Here is a 15,102-nt window from a genome sequence, read left to right as displayed (position 1 = left end):
ACGAAAGGCGAGGACCATGAAAACAGAAAAAGGCGCAGCGTCGCTGCTGGCGAACGCACTGGGCATCGTCCTGGGGACGACGGAGATACCGCTGAGGGTGCGGGCGTGGGACGGGTCCGAGGCGGGGCCACCCGAGGCCCCGGTCCTCGAATTCAGGTCACGCCGCGCCCTGCGCCGGATCCTGTGGTCGCCGGGGCAGCTCGGGCTCAGCCGCGCCTATGTCGCCGGGGACATCGCTGCCCCCGGCGACATCTTTGCAGCCTTCACGGCGCTCAGCTCGGTGGGCAAGTTTTCCGAACCCGGCCCCTTCCGGCCCCCGACTCCGCGTGAACTGGCCACGCTGGTCAGCACGGCGGTCCGGCTGGGCGCGCTGGGCCCCAACCCTGCTCCGCCGCCGGAGGAGGCCAAGGTCACGCGGAAGGGCCGGCTCCACACCCGGATGCGCGACGCCGCGGCCATCTCGCACCATTACGACGTCGGCAACGACTTTTACGCCCTCGTGCTGGGACCCTCAATGGTTTACTCGTGCGCTGTGTGGGCGGATGGACCCGACGGCGGCGGCACCCCTGCCGAACGGGGCCTTCCGGCAGGACTGGATGACGCGCAGAAGGCCAAGCTGGATCTCGTCTGCCGGAAGCTTGGGCTGAAGCCCGGGATGAGGGTACTGGACGTGGGGTGCGGCTGGGGCAGCTTCGCGTTGCACGCGGCGCAGCATTACGGCGTCTCGGTGGTGGGCGTGACGCTCTCCACCGAACAGGCCGTGCTGGCGCGCAAACGTGCGGCCGACGCCGGCCTGACCGAAAACATCGACATCCGGGTCCAGGATTACCGGGATATCGCCGACGGGCCGTTCGACGCCATTAGCTCCATCGGCATGTCCGAACACGTGGGCCGGGAACAGACACCCAACTATGTCGACGTGCTGCACGGCTTGCTCCGTCCCGGCGGCCGGCTGCTCAACCACGCCATCTCCTGGAACGCCGGCCCCATCAAGCCCGACCCGGATTCGTTCATTCCGCGCTATGTCTTTCCGGACGGCGAGATGATCAGCCTGGGCGAGATGGTCAGCGCACTGGAGACCGGCGGGTTCGAGGTCTTGGACGTGGAGGCCCTGCGCCAGCACTATGCGCTGACCCTGCGGGCGTGGGTGCGCAGGCTCGAAGAGAACTGGGACGAAGCCGTCCGGCTCACCAGCCTGGGCCGGGCGCGGGTGTGGCGGCTCTACATGGCCTCAAGTGCCCTGGGCTTTGAAACCGGGATCACGGGCGTCAACCAGGTCCTGGTCCAGCGTGCCGGCGGGGACGGGCCGCCGCTGCGCCGGAGTGATTGGATCTAAGCACTCACTACTGGGCGCCCAGTTCTCCGGGCTCCCTGCTTGGGAGACAAAAAATGAGCCACCCGACCGGGTGGCTCATTTTTTTACGGACCTGCGTCCTGTTTGGTGGAGCTGAGGGGACTCGAACCCCTGACCCCCTGCATGCCATGCAGGTGCGCTACCAGCTGCGCCACAGCCCCAAACGTGTGCTTCTCCGCGGTTCAGACCGCCCGAAGCAACCTGATCAGCTTAATAGAAATCTGCGCGCTGCGCCAATCGGGAGGCGCATTTTCCTGCAACAAAAAATCCGCCGGAATCTTTCGATTCCGGCGGATTATCCGGTGGAGCTGAGGGGACTCGAACCCCTGACCCCCTGCATGCCATGCAGGTGCGCTACCAGCTGCGCCACAGCCCCGGACCTTCGTTACTCCGCGGTCTCCCCGGAGCAACTCAAATATCTTAGACCAGCTTTTCCGAAAATTCCAAATCGGGCATATTCGGGCCGGCAAGGCCTGCTATTCGGAGTCGGAGGCCGCCGTCGCCTTGGCTGACGTGTCCTCGCCCAGCTGCAGGTCAACCACTGGGCAGTCCTTCCACAGGCGCTCCAGGGCGTAGAAAACGCGGTCCTCTTCATGCTGGACGTGGATGACGATGTCCGAGTAATCCAGCAGTACCCAGCGCCCGCCGGAGCGGCCTTCGCGGCGTACCGGACGGAGGTCCTGCTTGGAAAGTTCTTCTTCGATGCCGTCAACGATGGCGTTGACCTGGCGCTCGCTCGGCGCGGATGCGATGAGGAAGACGTCCGCCAGTGCCAGCCGTTCGCTGACATCGAGGGCCACAATGTCGTGGGCAATCTTGTCCGCGGCTGCCTTGGCGGCTTGGCGGGCAATGGCGATGGATGAATCTGTTGCAGTCATGGGACTCCTTGTAGTTTTCTAAAGCTTTGTAAAAGGGCGTTGCCTGGTCAGCTGGAGATGCCGCTGACGATGAGGATAACGCCGGAAATAAGAGCCACGATCCCAAAAGCCAGGACGAGGACCTGCATAAGCCTGAGCCGCTTCGCACGGGCCAGGCCGGCCGTTGCCGCATCCAGCGGCTCCAGCCCATGCGCTGACCGTGCCGGGATGCGCGGCAGGTCATCGAACAGATCGCCCGTCTCCCCCACTGGCGTAGAGGCCGTGATGGGCTGGACGGGGACGACGCGCTTCGGTGCCGCGGCGGCCCTGGCAGCAGCTTCCGCACGGGCGATCACCCGGGAACGGCCCGACGCGGCCGCCTGCGCAGAACCCGCGGCCGGCTCTTTGGACGTAGTGGACGGCCTGCGGCCCTTGCCGCCTGGCCGGACCTTTGGTCCGGCCTGGGTCGCCAGCGGCACGTAGGAGGTCGCCGGGGGTTTCATCACAGGACGGTCGACGCCGGGTACCTGCACGAATTCCAGCGGCGTGACCATGGCCAGGTTGTCGGCGGTGGCCGGGCCCGTCTGGGGAACGGATTGCGTGGCCGCGGCCTGCGGATTGGGAGCCTGCGTGGGTACTGATACTGGCTGGGCAGTGGCGGCCTGCTCGGCCAGCTTCCGCTTGGCCATCGCCCGGCGGTTAAGCACCGCCGCGCGCTCGGCCAAGGCGATCTGTTCCGCAAGGATGTCCGGATCCACTGCTTCGGGGTCCAGCGAGGCGATGTGTTCCATCTTGGCCAGCTGGTTCTTGGCCTGCTCGGCAATAAGCGTGCGGGCTGCGAGTGCCTGCTCCACGCTCATGCCAGCCGGAACACCTGCACCGTTCGCCGGCGCGGCGGGCCCGGCCATATCGGCGGATACAGCGGTGTCGTGACCTGGCCTCGTTGGGGCTGTCTTCGCTTGACCCAGCTTGGCTTGGCCTGGCTTAGGTTGGCTCGGCGCGGGTTGGCTTGGCAAAGGCTGCCCCATGGGAGCGGGAATGATGGGATTGGCCGAGGTGACGGCCTGTTCCTTCAGTTGCTGGAGCCGCAACTGCCTGCGCGTGGGAGGGCCTCCTGCGGAAAGCTGGCCCTCTTTCTCCTCGAGTTCTTTGATGGCACGCAGCGCCGCGCGGTCGCGGGCCCGGATCTGCGAGGACCGCTGCGCTTGGGACTGCTCGGGGACGGAATCCACCGGGGCGTCAGCCGCGCGCCGTTGTTTTGAGGCAGGCGAAACCTGGCCCGGGCCGTTGGACCCGGGAGCCGTGTTCTCATCTCTGGCCTGCCGCAGTTCGCGGCGGCTGCGGACGGGGGGCTTTTCCTGACTCATTGAGGACTCATTCAGTACTGGCTGGCTCGTCTGTTTCGGTAGTTCGGACGTCCTGGGGATCTGATCCCTCGGCGTACAGACCATATTTGGCGATGTATTGGACCACTCCGTCCGGCACGAGGTACCAGACGGGGTTGTTCCCGGCTACACGGACACGGCAGTCCGTGGACGAGATGGCCATGGCCGGCACCTCGAGGAGGCTGACGTCCTTGCGGCCCATGCCATCAAGCACATGTCCCGGCCGTGTCACACCGACAAAATGGGCCAGTGACCACAGCTCGTCGATGTCCTTCCAGGAAAGAATCTGCGCCAGTGCATCCGCACCGGTAATGAAGAACAGATCCGCATCCGGACGCTGGGTCCGGAGATCCCGCAAGGTATCAATGGTATACGTGCGACCGGGCCGGTCAATATCCACCCTGCTGACGGTGAAGCGGGGGTTCGATGCCGTGGCGATCACCGTCATGAGGTAGCGGTGCTCAGGCTCACTGACCTGCTTGTGCGACTTTTGCCACGGCTGCCCGGTGGGGACAAAGACCACTTCATCCAGGCTGAACTTGGCGGCCACTTCGCTGGCTGCAACAAGGTGGCCGTGGTGGATGGGATCAAACGTCCCGCCCATCACGCCCAGCCGCAGCCGCCTTTGCGCACCGTCACGGTGCAGAACACGGGAAATTTCAGTGGCCTTGGCCGTGGTCGTGCTTGTTGGGGTGCTGGCGGTGCGGATCGGCGTGCTCATCCGTTACGGTGTGCCGGTTGCCCAGGTTCGAGTAGGAGAGCGTAACGAACATCATCACCAGCAGGATGGCGAAAATGGATGCGCCGAACACCCACGGCTCAGCCCAGATCGGAGCGGGTGCGTGTTCTCCGCCTTCGGCAACGGTCATGGCGATCTGCTGGAGCAGCATTTTCTCCCCTAGGGTTCAAGGATGTGGCAGCGGATTGTCCCGCCGTTCCGGACTTCTGTCTATATTACCGCGTTGCTACCCGCGGACCTGGCCTTCGCCCTGCACGATCCACTTAGTGGTGGTGAGCTCTGTCAGTCCCATCGGGCCGCGGGCGTGCAGCTTCTGCGTGGAGATGCCAACCTCGGCACCGAGGCCCAGCTCGCCGCCGTCGGTAAACCGCGTGGACGCGTTGACGATGACTGCGGCAGAGTCAACCTCGGCGATGAACCGCTCCGCGTTGGCCAGGTCGTTGGTGAGGATCGCTTCGGTGTGGCCCGTGGACCAGGTCCGGATGTGCTTGACGGCGTCATCCAGGCTGTCCACCATTGCTACGGCGAGGTCCAGGTCCATGTACTCGGTTCCCCAGTCCTCATCCGTTGCCGGAACGGACTCAACAGATGAAGGCAGCGCCGCACGGATGCGCTCGTCGGCGTGGAGGGTGACCCCGGCGCCGCGCAACGCGGCGGCGACGGCGGGCAGCACGGCGGACCGCGAATGGACCAGCAGCGTCTCCACGGTGTTGCAGACACTGGGCCGCTGGGTCTTGGCGTTCAGCAGGATCTCCACCGCCATGTCCTCGCTGGCGGATTCGTCGATGAAGATATGCACGTTGCCCTCGCCGGTCTCGATGACCGGCACGGCGGCGTTCAGCACCACGGACTGGATCAGGTCCCGGCCGCCGCGCGGAATCAGGACATCAACGCGGCCGCGCGCACGCATCAGCGCATTCGCACCTTCACGGCCGTACTGGTCCACTGTCTGCACGGCATCGGCCGGCAGCCCGACGGAGTCCAGGGCTTCGCGGAGGATCTGGACCAGTGCTTCGTTGGTGGAGGCGGCAGCAGTGCCGCCGCGGAGGATGACGGCGTTGCCGCTCTTGAGGCCAAGACCGGCGATGTCTACAGTGACGTTGGGGCGGGCCTCGTAAATGGCGGCAACCACTCCCATGGGCACGTTGATCTGGCGCAGGCGCAGCCCATTGGGGAGGGTCTGGCCTCGGACCACGTTTCCGACCGGATCGGGCAGGCTGGCCAGGTTTTCCAGGGACGCCACGAGCCCGTCGATCCGGCTTTCGGTCAAGGTGAGGCGGTCCAACAGGGCCGCCGACGTGCCGTTGGCTTTGCCGGCCGCAACGTCCTTGGCGTTGGCCGACAGGATGAAGTCCTTCCGCGCCAGCAATGCGGCACCGATGGCCCGGAGGCCACTGTCCTTCCGGGCGCGGTTGGCCCCGGCCATCTGGCGGGCTGCCTGCCGTGAGCGGTCAGCGATGGCGTGGACGGCCGCCTCAACCTTCGCCGGGGTGTGGGTCCCCCCCTGTTCCGGCCCGGGAGGAACCACGGTTGAATCGTCGGAAGTGCCAGTGGCTTGGGAAATCAGTGCCTCAGTCATCCTTCAAGTCTAGGCGAGCGGACCGCTCAGACCAGAACCAGGTCGTCGATATGGACAACCTCACGGTCGAATCCGCGGCCCAGGGACTCGCCCAGTTCCACTGTGGAGCGCCCCAGCATCTGGGGAAGCTCTTCGGAAGAGTAATTAACCAAACCGCGCGCGATGACGGTACCGTCGCCGGCCACCATCTCGACGGCGTCGCCGGCTTCGAAGGTGCCGTCCACCGATGAAATTCCGGCGGGGAGCAGCGAGTAGCGATTGTCCCGCACAGCGTGCACGGCGCCGTCGTCAAGGAAGAGCCTGCCCTGAACGTGCGCCAGGTGGGCCAGCCACATCATCCGCACGGACTTCCGGCCGCTGTTCACGGTGAACCAGGTCCCCACGTCCTCACCGGCCAGGGCGGCTGCGGCGTTGGTTGTGGACGTGACCAGCGCCGGGATGCCGGAGTCGGCGGCCATGATGGCAGCCTCGACTTTAGTCTGCATGCCGCCGGTGCCTACGCCTGCCTTGCCCGGCTTCCCGATAGTCACTGCCTCAAGATCTCCGGGGCCGTCCACCTGGGAAATGCGCTTGGCGCCCTTGGCGGGCGGGCCGTCGTATATCGAGTCGACGTCGGACAGCAGGATCAGGGCGTCAGCACGGACCAGATGGGCCACGAGCGCTGAGAGCCTGTCGTTGTCGCCGAAACGGATCTTGTGCGTGGCGACCGTGTCGTTTTCATTGACCACCGGCACAACGCCGAGGTTGAGGAGGCGGTTCAGTGCACGGAACGCGTTCGCGTGGTGGCTACGACGCATGAGGTCATCTGCGGTCAGCAGCACCTGGCTGACCGTGACGCCGTGGGCGCCGAACGCGTGCGTGTAGCGCGCCATGAGCAGGCCCTGGCCCACGCTGGCGGCGGCCTGCTGGGTCGCGAGGTCACGCGGACGCTTCACCAGGCCGAGGGGCGCAAGCCCTGCGGAAATGGCTCCCGAAGAAACCAGGATAATTTCCGTGCCGGCGTTATGTTTGGCGGCCAAGACATCTGAGAGGGCGGTCAGGGACTCTTCCGAGATGCCGCCCTTGATGCTGGTCAGCGACGACGACCCTACTTTGACAACGATCCGGCGGGCCCGGGCGAGCACACTGCGGTCGTCTTTGGGTTCCTCGATGATTACTGCGGACTCTTCGGTCATTTCAGCGGCCTCACTCGTCATCTTCAACGCCCAGCCCACTCTCAGTGACAGGCTTGGCGGCGCGGCGCCCGCTGACCGATTCGGTCCAGATCCCGGCCTTGCGCTCTGCCTCGAGCTCGGCGCGGGCGGCGGCCTTGGCCTCACGGCGTTCCACCTGCTCGTCCCGCTTCTGCCCGCGGGTGGGCCGGTCGCCGATGTCGGCGAAGCGGACGTCGGTGCCACGCGGTGCCGCCAGCAGTTCTGCACCGGCCATCATGGTGGGCTCCCAGTCGAAGACAACGCCGTCGTCCTCGCCGATCACCACGGTGTCACCGGGCACGGCGCCCTGCTTGAACAGTTCGTTTTCGACGCCGAGCTTCGCCAGGCGGTCGGCGAGATAGCCGATGGCTTCCTCGTTGGTGAAGTCGGTCTGCTTAACCCAGCGGACGGGCTTGTCGCCCAGGACGCGGAAGAGCGGCTCGAGGTTCTTTTCCTCGCGGCGGATCTTGAAGCCGGATTCGTTGACGGCGCGGGGCCGCAGAACGGGAGGCTGGACCTTGGGCGGGGCGGCTGCGAGGGCGGCACGGGCAGCCTGGACGATTTCCGCCATGGCGAAGCCGAGCTGGCGGAGACCCTCATGGCTGGTAGCCGAGATTTCGAAGACCCGGTAGCCGCGTGACTCCAGTTCCGGGCGGACAAATTCAGCCATGTCCTTGCCGTCCGGGAGGTCCACCTTGTTCAGGGCCACCAGGCGCGGACGGTGGTTTAGCGGAACCACTTCGCCGTCGGCACCGGCGTAACTCATATCCACGGAGTATTTTTCCAGCTCGGCCTCGATGATGGCCAGGTCCGCCAAAGGGTCACGGTCCGATTCAAGCGTGCCGCAGTCCAGCACGTGCACCAGGGCGGCGCAGCGCTCCACGTGGCGCAGGAAGTGGTGGCCAAGACCCTTGCCTTCGCTGGCGCCCTCGATGAGGCCCGGGACGTCCGCAATGGTGAAGCGGACATCGCCGGACTGGACAACACCCAGGTTCGGGATCAGCGTGGTAAAGGGGTAATCGGCGATCTTGGGCCGCGCGGCGGACATGGCCGCGATCAGGCTGGATTTGCCGGCAGAGGGGAAACCCACCAGCGCGATGTCGGCGATGGACTTCAGTTCCAGCACAATGTCACGGGCGTCACCCTCGATGCCCAGCAGAGCGAAGCCCGGGGCACGGCGCTTCTGCGAGGACAGCGAAGCATTGCCCAGGCCGCCCAGGCCGCCGGCGGCCGCCACATACTCGGCGCCTTCGCCGACCAGGTCCGCCAGGACGGTGCCGTCCTTGGACTTGACCACGGTGCCGTCCGGTACGGGCAGGATGAGGGTCTCGCCGCTCTTGCCACCCCGCCAGTCACCCATGCCGGGGCCACCGTTGGTGGCATGGCGGTGCGGGGCATGGTGGTAGTCAAGCAGCGTGGTGGTCTGGTGATCAACGCGCAGGATGACATCGCCGCCGTCGCCGCCGTTGCCGCCGTCGGGACCGCCCAGGGGCTTGAACTTCTCCCGGTGGACAGAGACACACCCGTGGCCGCCGGTACCGCCGGATACGTGCAGTACTACCCGGTCTACAAAGCTCGCCACGTGGATCTCCTCAGTGCTGTTTTCCTGTACGCCCAAAGGCGACAAGACGATTGTAATGCGGTTAAAAGAACAGTGGAGCGGACCAAAATGGCCCGCTCCACCGCTTCAGAACTATTTGTTACTCTGCAGCTGCAGCAGCAACGATGTTAACAACGCGGCGACCGCGGCGAGTGCCGAACTGGACGGCTCCCGGGGCCAGTGCGAACAGTGTGTCGTCGCCGCCACGTCCAACGCCGGCGCCCGGGTGGAAGTGGGTGCCACGCTGGCGAACGATGATCTCGCCTGCGGAAACTACCTGGCCGCCGAAGCGCTTGACGCCGAGGTACTGGGCGTTGGAGTCACGACCGTTGCGAGTGGAACTCGCGCCTTTTTTATGTGCCATTTGAAATGCCTGCCTTTAAATTCTGGGGAATCTGCTGAAGAACCTGAACAGTAACGAAGAGTTACTTGATACCCGTGATCTTGACCTTGGTCAATTCCTGACGGTGACCCTGGCGCTTCTTGTAACCGGTCTTGTTCTTGAACTTCTGGATGACGATCTTCGGACCACGGAGGTCTTCGAGGATCTCAGCCGTAACCGTTACCTTGGCCAGGTCCGCAGCAGCAGAGGTGACTTTGTCACCGTCTACCAGGAGCAGTGCGGGCAACTCAAAGGTGCTGCCGGCTCCACCGGGGACGCGGTTCAGGGTAACGAAGTCTCCAACGGAAACCTTCTCTTGGCGGCCGCCTGCGCGGACAATCGCGTACACCACTTGGGAACTCACTTCTCTCGACGTTTATTACTAAATTTGCGTGCTGAACCCTGTTCCATAATTGGCTGGGTTCTCGCTGTGCCTCAACGCCGTGGGGTCGTAACCCAAGTGTTGGCGTAAGCACCGAAGATCTAGAATACGCTAATTTTGCCTTCGGCCGCAAATGAGGCTGGTTACGGCAGGTTGTCTGTGATAGGACCCACAAGCAGGTACTGCACTGACAATCCAAAACCGTGCCCGACTATCGTACAGGCCGCACGGGCCCCAGCCAGTCAGGAATGAATTCGCGGCGCGTCGAAGAATTCCACCTCGAACCGGCACGACTGCCTGAAAGCCACCAGCATCGCCGCCTGTTCATCCGCGGAAGCACTCCGACCGGCGTCGTCACCAAAGTCGATGGCGTAGCGCGTGGCCTGGGCGAAATCCTCGTCAGCATAGGCCCGCAGCCAGTCGGCATAAGGATGTGCTGCCGGGGCACCCGCAGCCAGGAACTCCGCGTGGAGAGTCTGTCCCACTTCGGCATACAGCCAGAAGCACGGCAGTACCGCCGCCACGAGGACCGCGTAGCTGCCTGAGGCCGAGGCCGCCAGCAGGTGGTCCACGTAGGACTTGGTGACAGGTCCCAGGACGGAGTCCACTGTCCTGGTGCTTAGCCACGTGCGGTGCAGTTCGGACTCGACCTCAAGGCATTGCTGGGCCGACTTTGCCCAGAACAGCTGGGCGGCTTCCGTGGGCGCCAGCGCACTGGCCCGGGCAAGGACCCGCGAATAGCCGTTGAGGTAGATGGCGTCCTGGGCGAGGTAATAGGCGAACTGTTCCTCAGCCAAAGTGCCGGCCGCCAGGTCGCGGATGAAATCCAGCCCGTAGATGGCTGCAAGATCCGGCTCCGACGCCCGCCGCAGCGTCTCTGCGAATTCGCCGGCTGCCGGAACCTGTTGCATGTGGTGGAAGTGGTTGATGGGGCCGTTGCCCGCGCCCACCTCAAGTTGGTCAGCGGCCTGCAGCGCGCCCACCAGCCAGGGCTTCACTTGCCGTAGTGCGGCTTCCCAGTCCCCCAACCGGGCCTGGGCCGTGGCCATGGCCGATGACAGTGAGCAGCCGGTGCCGTGGCTGTTGCGCGTGGGGATCCTGTCCCCGCTCACTTCCACCACTTCCTGGGCGAGCAGCCCGGCAGCGTTGACCAGGGCATCCGGGCACGCACCGCCGTCGAGATGGCCGCCCTTGACCAGGACAGTGGCACCGGTCGCGGCGGACAACCGCTGTCCCTGCCCGAGCGCGTCGTGCCATTCCCTCGCCTGCGGCTCCCCCACCAGGATGGCCAGTTCGGCCAGGTTGGGGGTGATCAGGTCCGCGAGCGGGAACAGCTCCCGCAGGGCCGCCTCGGCAGACCCCTGCAGTAGCCGGTCGCCGCTTGTGGCCACCATCACCGGATCAAGAACGACGACGGCGGGACGCACCTTTTCCAGCCAGTCGCGGACCACGCCTATCACCGCAGCGTCGCCCAGCATGCCGATCTTGACCGCGTCGATGGTGATGTCATCGCTGATGGCATCGAGCTGCTGGCCCAGGAAGGACGCAGGCGGAACGTGAACCGCCTGGACCCCCCGGGTGTTTTGGACTGTCAGTGCGGTGATGGCCGCCATGCCGTAGCCGCCAAGAGCCGCGATGCTTTTGAGGTCGGCCTGGACGCCGGCGCCACCTGAAGGGTCCGATCCGGCAATGGACAGCACCCGCGGAACGTCACGCAGCACCTGGACGTTGGCAGTCCGGCCTGGCGCGGGCAGGACCTCAGCCCCGGTTGCTGAGGATCCCTGTAGAGCCGCCGCGGGCGTTGCAGGAGGAAGGACAGAAGTTGAAGCCAAAGGAGACATCCCTTCGCCGGTGCTAACCGGACAGGTTCAACGGGTGTGGATCTCAGCCGGCTCTCTGCGCGGCACCCCGTGTCAGTCACCAGCCTAGCGTTCCTCGCGACTTAACGCCGGACGCCCGGACGCAGCCTGTGATTCACAGGCACATCCAGGCGCCGTTGTATTGGCTTGCCCTACTGCTTGGTCAGAGCTCCGAGGCCGGAACTCCTACGCCCAGGATGATGGGCGCGTTGGCGGCAACCGGCTTGTCGGCCACAGGAGCCTTGACGGGCTCCGGCGCCTTGGCGGCGTGGGTGTGTCCGGCGGCAGCCGCCGGAGCGGCTTCGTGATGCTCTACGGACGTGGCGTTGGCTGCGCCCTGGGCACGGCTGGCACTCCGGTTCCGCCGGGGACGGCGGGCGCGGGGCTCCTCGGTGTGGTCGGAGTAATCCCTCTCCGCCGCGGCTGGCTGCTGCTGGCGGGCAGGTTCGGCCGCCCGGCTTTCAGTTGCCTGGACTGCCGGCGGCGTGCTCTCCGCTACAGGAGCCCGCTCACCAAGGTGGGCGAAGGCCTCCGCGAGGCGGTCAAGTGTCAGGGCAGGTGCGTGCGGCTGGTCATCGTGGTGCGCCACGAACGGAAGCACCACCTGCTCGCCGCCGAATGTCAGCACTGCGGCCGGGCGGCCGTTGGAGTCCGTTTCGGACTGCCCAACCGGAGCCGGCACCGGAGCCGCAGACTGCCGGCCCGCGGCAGCTGATGCGTGAGCCACCTCGTCGTCATGCAGATGCGCAGCGTGGGCCGCGGCCGCAATGTTCGCAAGCGCTGCCCGCGTGGCCTCCGCCTTCGCATGGCGCTCGGCATCGCTGGCTTCCGGGTGGACCGTGTGGATCTGCACCGGAGCTGCCGGTGCTGTTTCCAGCGGCTGGCCGCCCCGTCCGCGACGGCGCTTCCGGTCAGTGCGGCCACCCGGCTGGCTGTCCGGGCGCTGGCTGTCAGTCCGCACGCTGTCGGTGCGCTGGGCTTCCGGGCGGCTGTCAACCCGCTGCACGTGGTGCTCCGCGGCTACCGTGTTGGCGCGGCGGTGTTCCACGGGGTCGTCGTGGGTGACAATTCCACGGCCTGCACAGGTTTCACACTGCTCGCCGAAGACTTCCAGAAGCCCGGTGCCCATGCGCTTGCGCGTCATCTGCACGAGGCCCAGCGAGGTCACTTCGGCCACCTGATGCTTGGTCCGGTCGCGGCCCAGGCATTCCACCATGCGGCGCAGGACAAGGTCGCGGTTGGATTCGAGGACCATATCGATGAAGTCGATAACGATGATGCCGCCGATGTCGCGGAGCCGGAGCTGCCGGACCACTTCTTCAGCTGCCTCGAGGTTGTTCTTGGTGACGGTTTCCTCGAGGTTGCCGCCGCTGCCGGTGAACTTGCCGGTATTGACGTCCACCACGGTCATGGCTTCGGTGCGGTCAATGACCAGCGAACCGCCCGAAGGCAGGAAGACCTTGCGTTCCAGGGCCTTGTGGATCTGCTCATCGATCCGCCACGCAGCGAAGATGTCCTGGTCCTTGGTCCACTTTTCCAGGCGGCCCACGAGGTCCGGGGCCACGTAGGTGACGTAGGCCTCGATGGTGTCCCAGGCCTCTTCACCGGAGACGATCAGCTTGGAGAAGTCCTCGTTGAAGACATCACGGACTACCTTGATGGTGAGGTCAGGTTCGCCGTAGAGCAGCTCCGGCGCGAGGATCTTGGTGGACGTGGACTGGCTTTCGATGCCCTCCCACTGGGCCCGCAGCCGGTTGATGTCGTGCGTGAGCTCCTCTTCCGAGGCGCCTTCGGCAGCGGTGCGGACGATGACGCCGGCGTGCTCCGGGAGGCGGTCCTTGAGGATGCGCTTGAGGCGGTTTCGCTCGACGTCGGGCAGTTTGCGGGAGATTCCGGTCATGGAGCCGCCGGGCACATAGACCAGGTAGCGGCCGGGCAGCGAGATCTGGCTGGTCAGGCGTGCACCCTTGTGGCCCACGGGATCCTTGGTGACCTGGACCAGGACGGTGTCGCCGGACTTGAGCGCGTTTTCGATCCGGCGCTGCTTGCCTTCGAGGTTAACGGCCTCCCAGTTCACTTCACCGGCATACAGGACGGCGTTGCGGCCGCGTCCGATGTCAACAAACGCCGCTTCCATGGACGGCAGTACGTTCTGCACCTTGCCGAGGTAGACGTTGCCGATCAGGGAGTCCTGCTGGGTCTTGGAGACAAAGTGCTCGGCCAGGACGCCGTCTTCGAGGACGCCGATCTGGATTCTGTCGTCGCGCTGGCGGACGATCATCTGCCGGTCAACCGATTCGCGGCGGGCCAGGAACTCGGCCTCGGTGATGACGGTGCGGCGGCGGCCGGTGTCGCGGGATTCGCGGCGGCGCTGCTTCTTGGCTTCGAGGCGGGTGGAACCCTTGACAGACGTGACGCGGTTGTTGACCGGCGCTTCGGTCGCGGCGCGCGGCGCGCGGACACGGGTCACCGTGTTGGGCGGGTCGTCGCCTTCGCCTCCGGTCAGTTCCAGATCCTGGTCGCCACGGCGGCGGCGACGGCGACGACGGGACGTCACGCCCTCATCGGCCTGCCCGGCGGACTCCTCATCGGTTTCTTCGGCTGCGCCTTCGTCGCCTTCGTTTTCACCCTCAGCATCGCTTTCGCCTGTGCGGCTGCGTCCACGGCGACCACGGCTGCGGCGCCTGCGGCGGCCGTTGGCGTCGTCTGCTTCGCCGTCGTCGGGGTCGTCCTCTTCCGGCTCTTCAACCACGGCAGCAACCGGCGCGGGGCGGACCACGGTGCTGAGGTCGGGGGCCTGGAAAAGCACCGATGTGGTGGACGCCGGCTCAAGGAACAGTGAACTGAACGGGCTGGCAGTCTCAGCAGCAGCTGGCTCTTCAGCCGGCGCGGCGGCAGCGTTGACGGGGGCGACGGGGGCGGTTGCTGCCGTCGCGACGGACGCGGCTGCTGCGGGCGCGACGGCCGCCGCAGCGGCGACCTCCTCTGCTTCCGGGGCCTGCGTTGCTGCAGCTTCAGGGGCTGCCTGCTCCGGAGCTGTCTGTTCTACGGCCGCGGGAGCGACGTCGGGGGCCGAGGTTTTGCGGGTGGCCACGCGGCGGCGGCGGACAGGCTTGGTCTCCGCTGCAGCCTCAGGCGCTGCGGCTTCGGCCGCGTGTTCGACGCCGGCAGCATCTACGGCGGTCTCGGTAACAACGGCGGCAGGTGCTTCCAGAACCTCAGCAGCGAAGGCCGGCAAGGGTTCGGCGGCGACCACCGTCTTACGTGCGCGGGTCCGGCGGACCGGCGTCTTGGGTTCCGGAGCGGCATCCGTCGCAGGCTCAGCTTCGGCGGCGTCATTCACCGGTACGGCCTCTGCGGCCTTCGGCACTGCCTTCCGACGTGTCCGGGTGGCCTTCTTGGGCGCTTCCGTAGCCTCGGCGACGGCTTCATCATTAACGGCTGGTGTTTGTTCGTTTTCCATATGTGGCAACACTCCTGCCCCTGACGTACCGCCACATCCGGCACCCATTGGGGCACATATTGTCAAAACCCGCAGGCGTTGACAGAAGTCAAGTGGATACTCCCAGGTTCGCACCGGCAGAGGGGTGCGGCAGCCCGTGGGAGCCGTCGGCTGTGTCCTGAAACCCGTTGTTCTACACGCCACAACCAGGTGCCGACCAATGGAATTGCGGGAAGCCGGATCAGAGAATCCGAAGCCTGCCCTGCTCATCATTGGCGGTCTTGAAACAAGCCACCGGACCGGAGTCCGAATGTGGGTCGGCCTCCAGCC

At 65.8% G+C, this 15,102-nt stretch carries 12 protein-coding genes, 2 tRNA genes and 1 riboswitch; of the genes, 1 reads left to right on the top strand and 13 read right to left on the bottom strand.

All coding sequences use genetic code 11. The features are described 5' to 3' along the window. The first annotated feature begins 16 nt into the window (after positions 1-16). Positions 17-1,336 carry an SAM-dependent methyltransferase gene (locus NG697_RS02995; protein ID WP_252613592.1) on the top strand — a complete coding sequence of 440 codons (1,320 nt, stop codon included), beginning with the start codon at positions 17-19 and terminating at the stop codon, positions 1,334-1,336. 103 nt (positions 1,337-1,439) lie between these two features. Here NG697_RS02995 and NG697_RS02990 read toward each other — a convergent pair. The 13 genes from NG697_RS02990 to NG697_RS02930 form a co-directional block, all read right to left on the bottom strand. After that, positions 1,440-1,515 (bottom strand) — tRNA-Ala (locus NG697_RS02990). A gap of 142 nt (positions 1,516-1,657) precedes the next feature. Continuing rightward, positions 1,658-1,730, bottom strand: a tRNA-Ala gene (locus tag NG697_RS02985). Between the two features lie 100 nt (positions 1,731-1,830). Continuing rightward, entirely contained in the window at positions 1,831-2,232 is a 402-nt protein-coding gene (gene rsfS / locus NG697_RS02980; RefSeq protein WP_058932218.1) for a ribosome silencing factor, read from the bottom strand. Between the two features lie 47 nt (positions 2,233-2,279). Continuing rightward, positions 2,280-3,578, bottom strand: coding sequence for a hypothetical protein (locus NG697_RS02975; RefSeq protein WP_252599519.1), 1,299 nt, complete (start codon positions 3,576-3,578; stop codon positions 2,280-2,282). Between the two features lie 7 nt (positions 3,579-3,585). Next, complete coding sequence (nadD, locus tag NG697_RS02970; RefSeq protein WP_256470950.1) at positions 3,586-4,317, bottom strand: nicotinate-nucleotide adenylyltransferase; 732 nt, start codon at positions 4,315-4,317, stop codon at positions 3,586-3,588. Further along, positions 4,256-4,486 carry a hypothetical protein gene (locus tag NG697_RS02965; protein WP_252599520.1) on the bottom strand — a complete coding sequence of 77 codons (231 nt, stop codon included), beginning with the start codon at positions 4,484-4,486 and terminating at the stop codon, positions 4,256-4,258. The genes nadD and NG697_RS02965 overlap by 62 nt, the downstream gene beginning before the upstream one ends. Positions 4,487-4,561: 75 nt before the next feature. Continuing rightward, entirely contained in the window at positions 4,562-5,914 is a 1,353-nt protein-coding gene (locus NG697_RS02960; protein WP_252613591.1) for a glutamate-5-semialdehyde dehydrogenase, read from the bottom strand. A 26-nt stretch (positions 5,915-5,940) separates the two neighbouring features. Beyond that, positions 5,941-7,089 carry a glutamate 5-kinase gene (proB, locus tag NG697_RS02955; RefSeq protein ID WP_252599522.1) on the bottom strand — a complete coding sequence of 383 codons (1,149 nt, stop codon included), beginning with the start codon at positions 7,087-7,089 and terminating at the stop codon, positions 5,941-5,943. Positions 7,090-7,099: 10 nt separating this feature from the next. Then, complete coding sequence (gene obgE / locus NG697_RS02950; protein ID WP_252599523.1) at positions 7,100-8,689, bottom strand: GTPase ObgE; 1,590 nt, start codon at positions 8,687-8,689, stop codon at positions 7,100-7,102. 118 nt (positions 8,690-8,807) lie between these two features. Beyond that, the gene (gene rpmA, locus NG697_RS02945; protein ID WP_056340543.1) at positions 8,808-9,071 is read right to left on the bottom strand and encodes a 50S ribosomal protein L27; all 264 of its coding nucleotides are present in this window, start codon (positions 9,069-9,071) and stop codon (positions 8,808-8,810) included. 61 nt (positions 9,072-9,132) lie between these two features. Beyond that, the gene (gene rplU, locus NG697_RS02940; protein ID WP_018773353.1) at positions 9,133-9,441 is read right to left on the bottom strand and encodes a 50S ribosomal protein L21; all 309 of its coding nucleotides are present in this window, start codon (positions 9,439-9,441) and stop codon (positions 9,133-9,135) included. 272 nt (positions 9,442-9,713) lie between these two features. Next, complete coding sequence (thiD, locus tag NG697_RS02935; RefSeq protein ID WP_252613590.1) at positions 9,714-11,312, bottom strand: bifunctional hydroxymethylpyrimidine kinase/phosphomethylpyrimidine kinase; 1,599 nt, start codon at positions 11,310-11,312, stop codon at positions 9,714-9,716. Next, positions 11,295-11,392: riboswitch (TPP riboswitch) on the bottom strand. Its footprint overlaps the gene before it by 18 nt. Positions 11,393-11,493: 101 nt before the next feature. Further along, a complete protein-coding gene (locus tag NG697_RS02930; RefSeq protein WP_252613589.1) occupies positions 11,494-14,793 on the bottom strand; it encodes an Rne/Rng family ribonuclease in 3,300 nt (1,099 codons plus the stop codon). Positions 14,794-15,102 lie beyond the last annotated feature (309 nt).

Source organism: Pseudarthrobacter raffinosi (genome assembly GCF_023913835.1).
GTDB classification, from domain to species: Bacteria; Actinomycetota; Actinomycetes; order Actinomycetales; family Micrococcaceae; genus Arthrobacter; species Arthrobacter raffinosi.
Note: the sequence above shows the minus strand (reverse complement) of the source record. Positions and strands in the feature narration are given on the sequence as shown.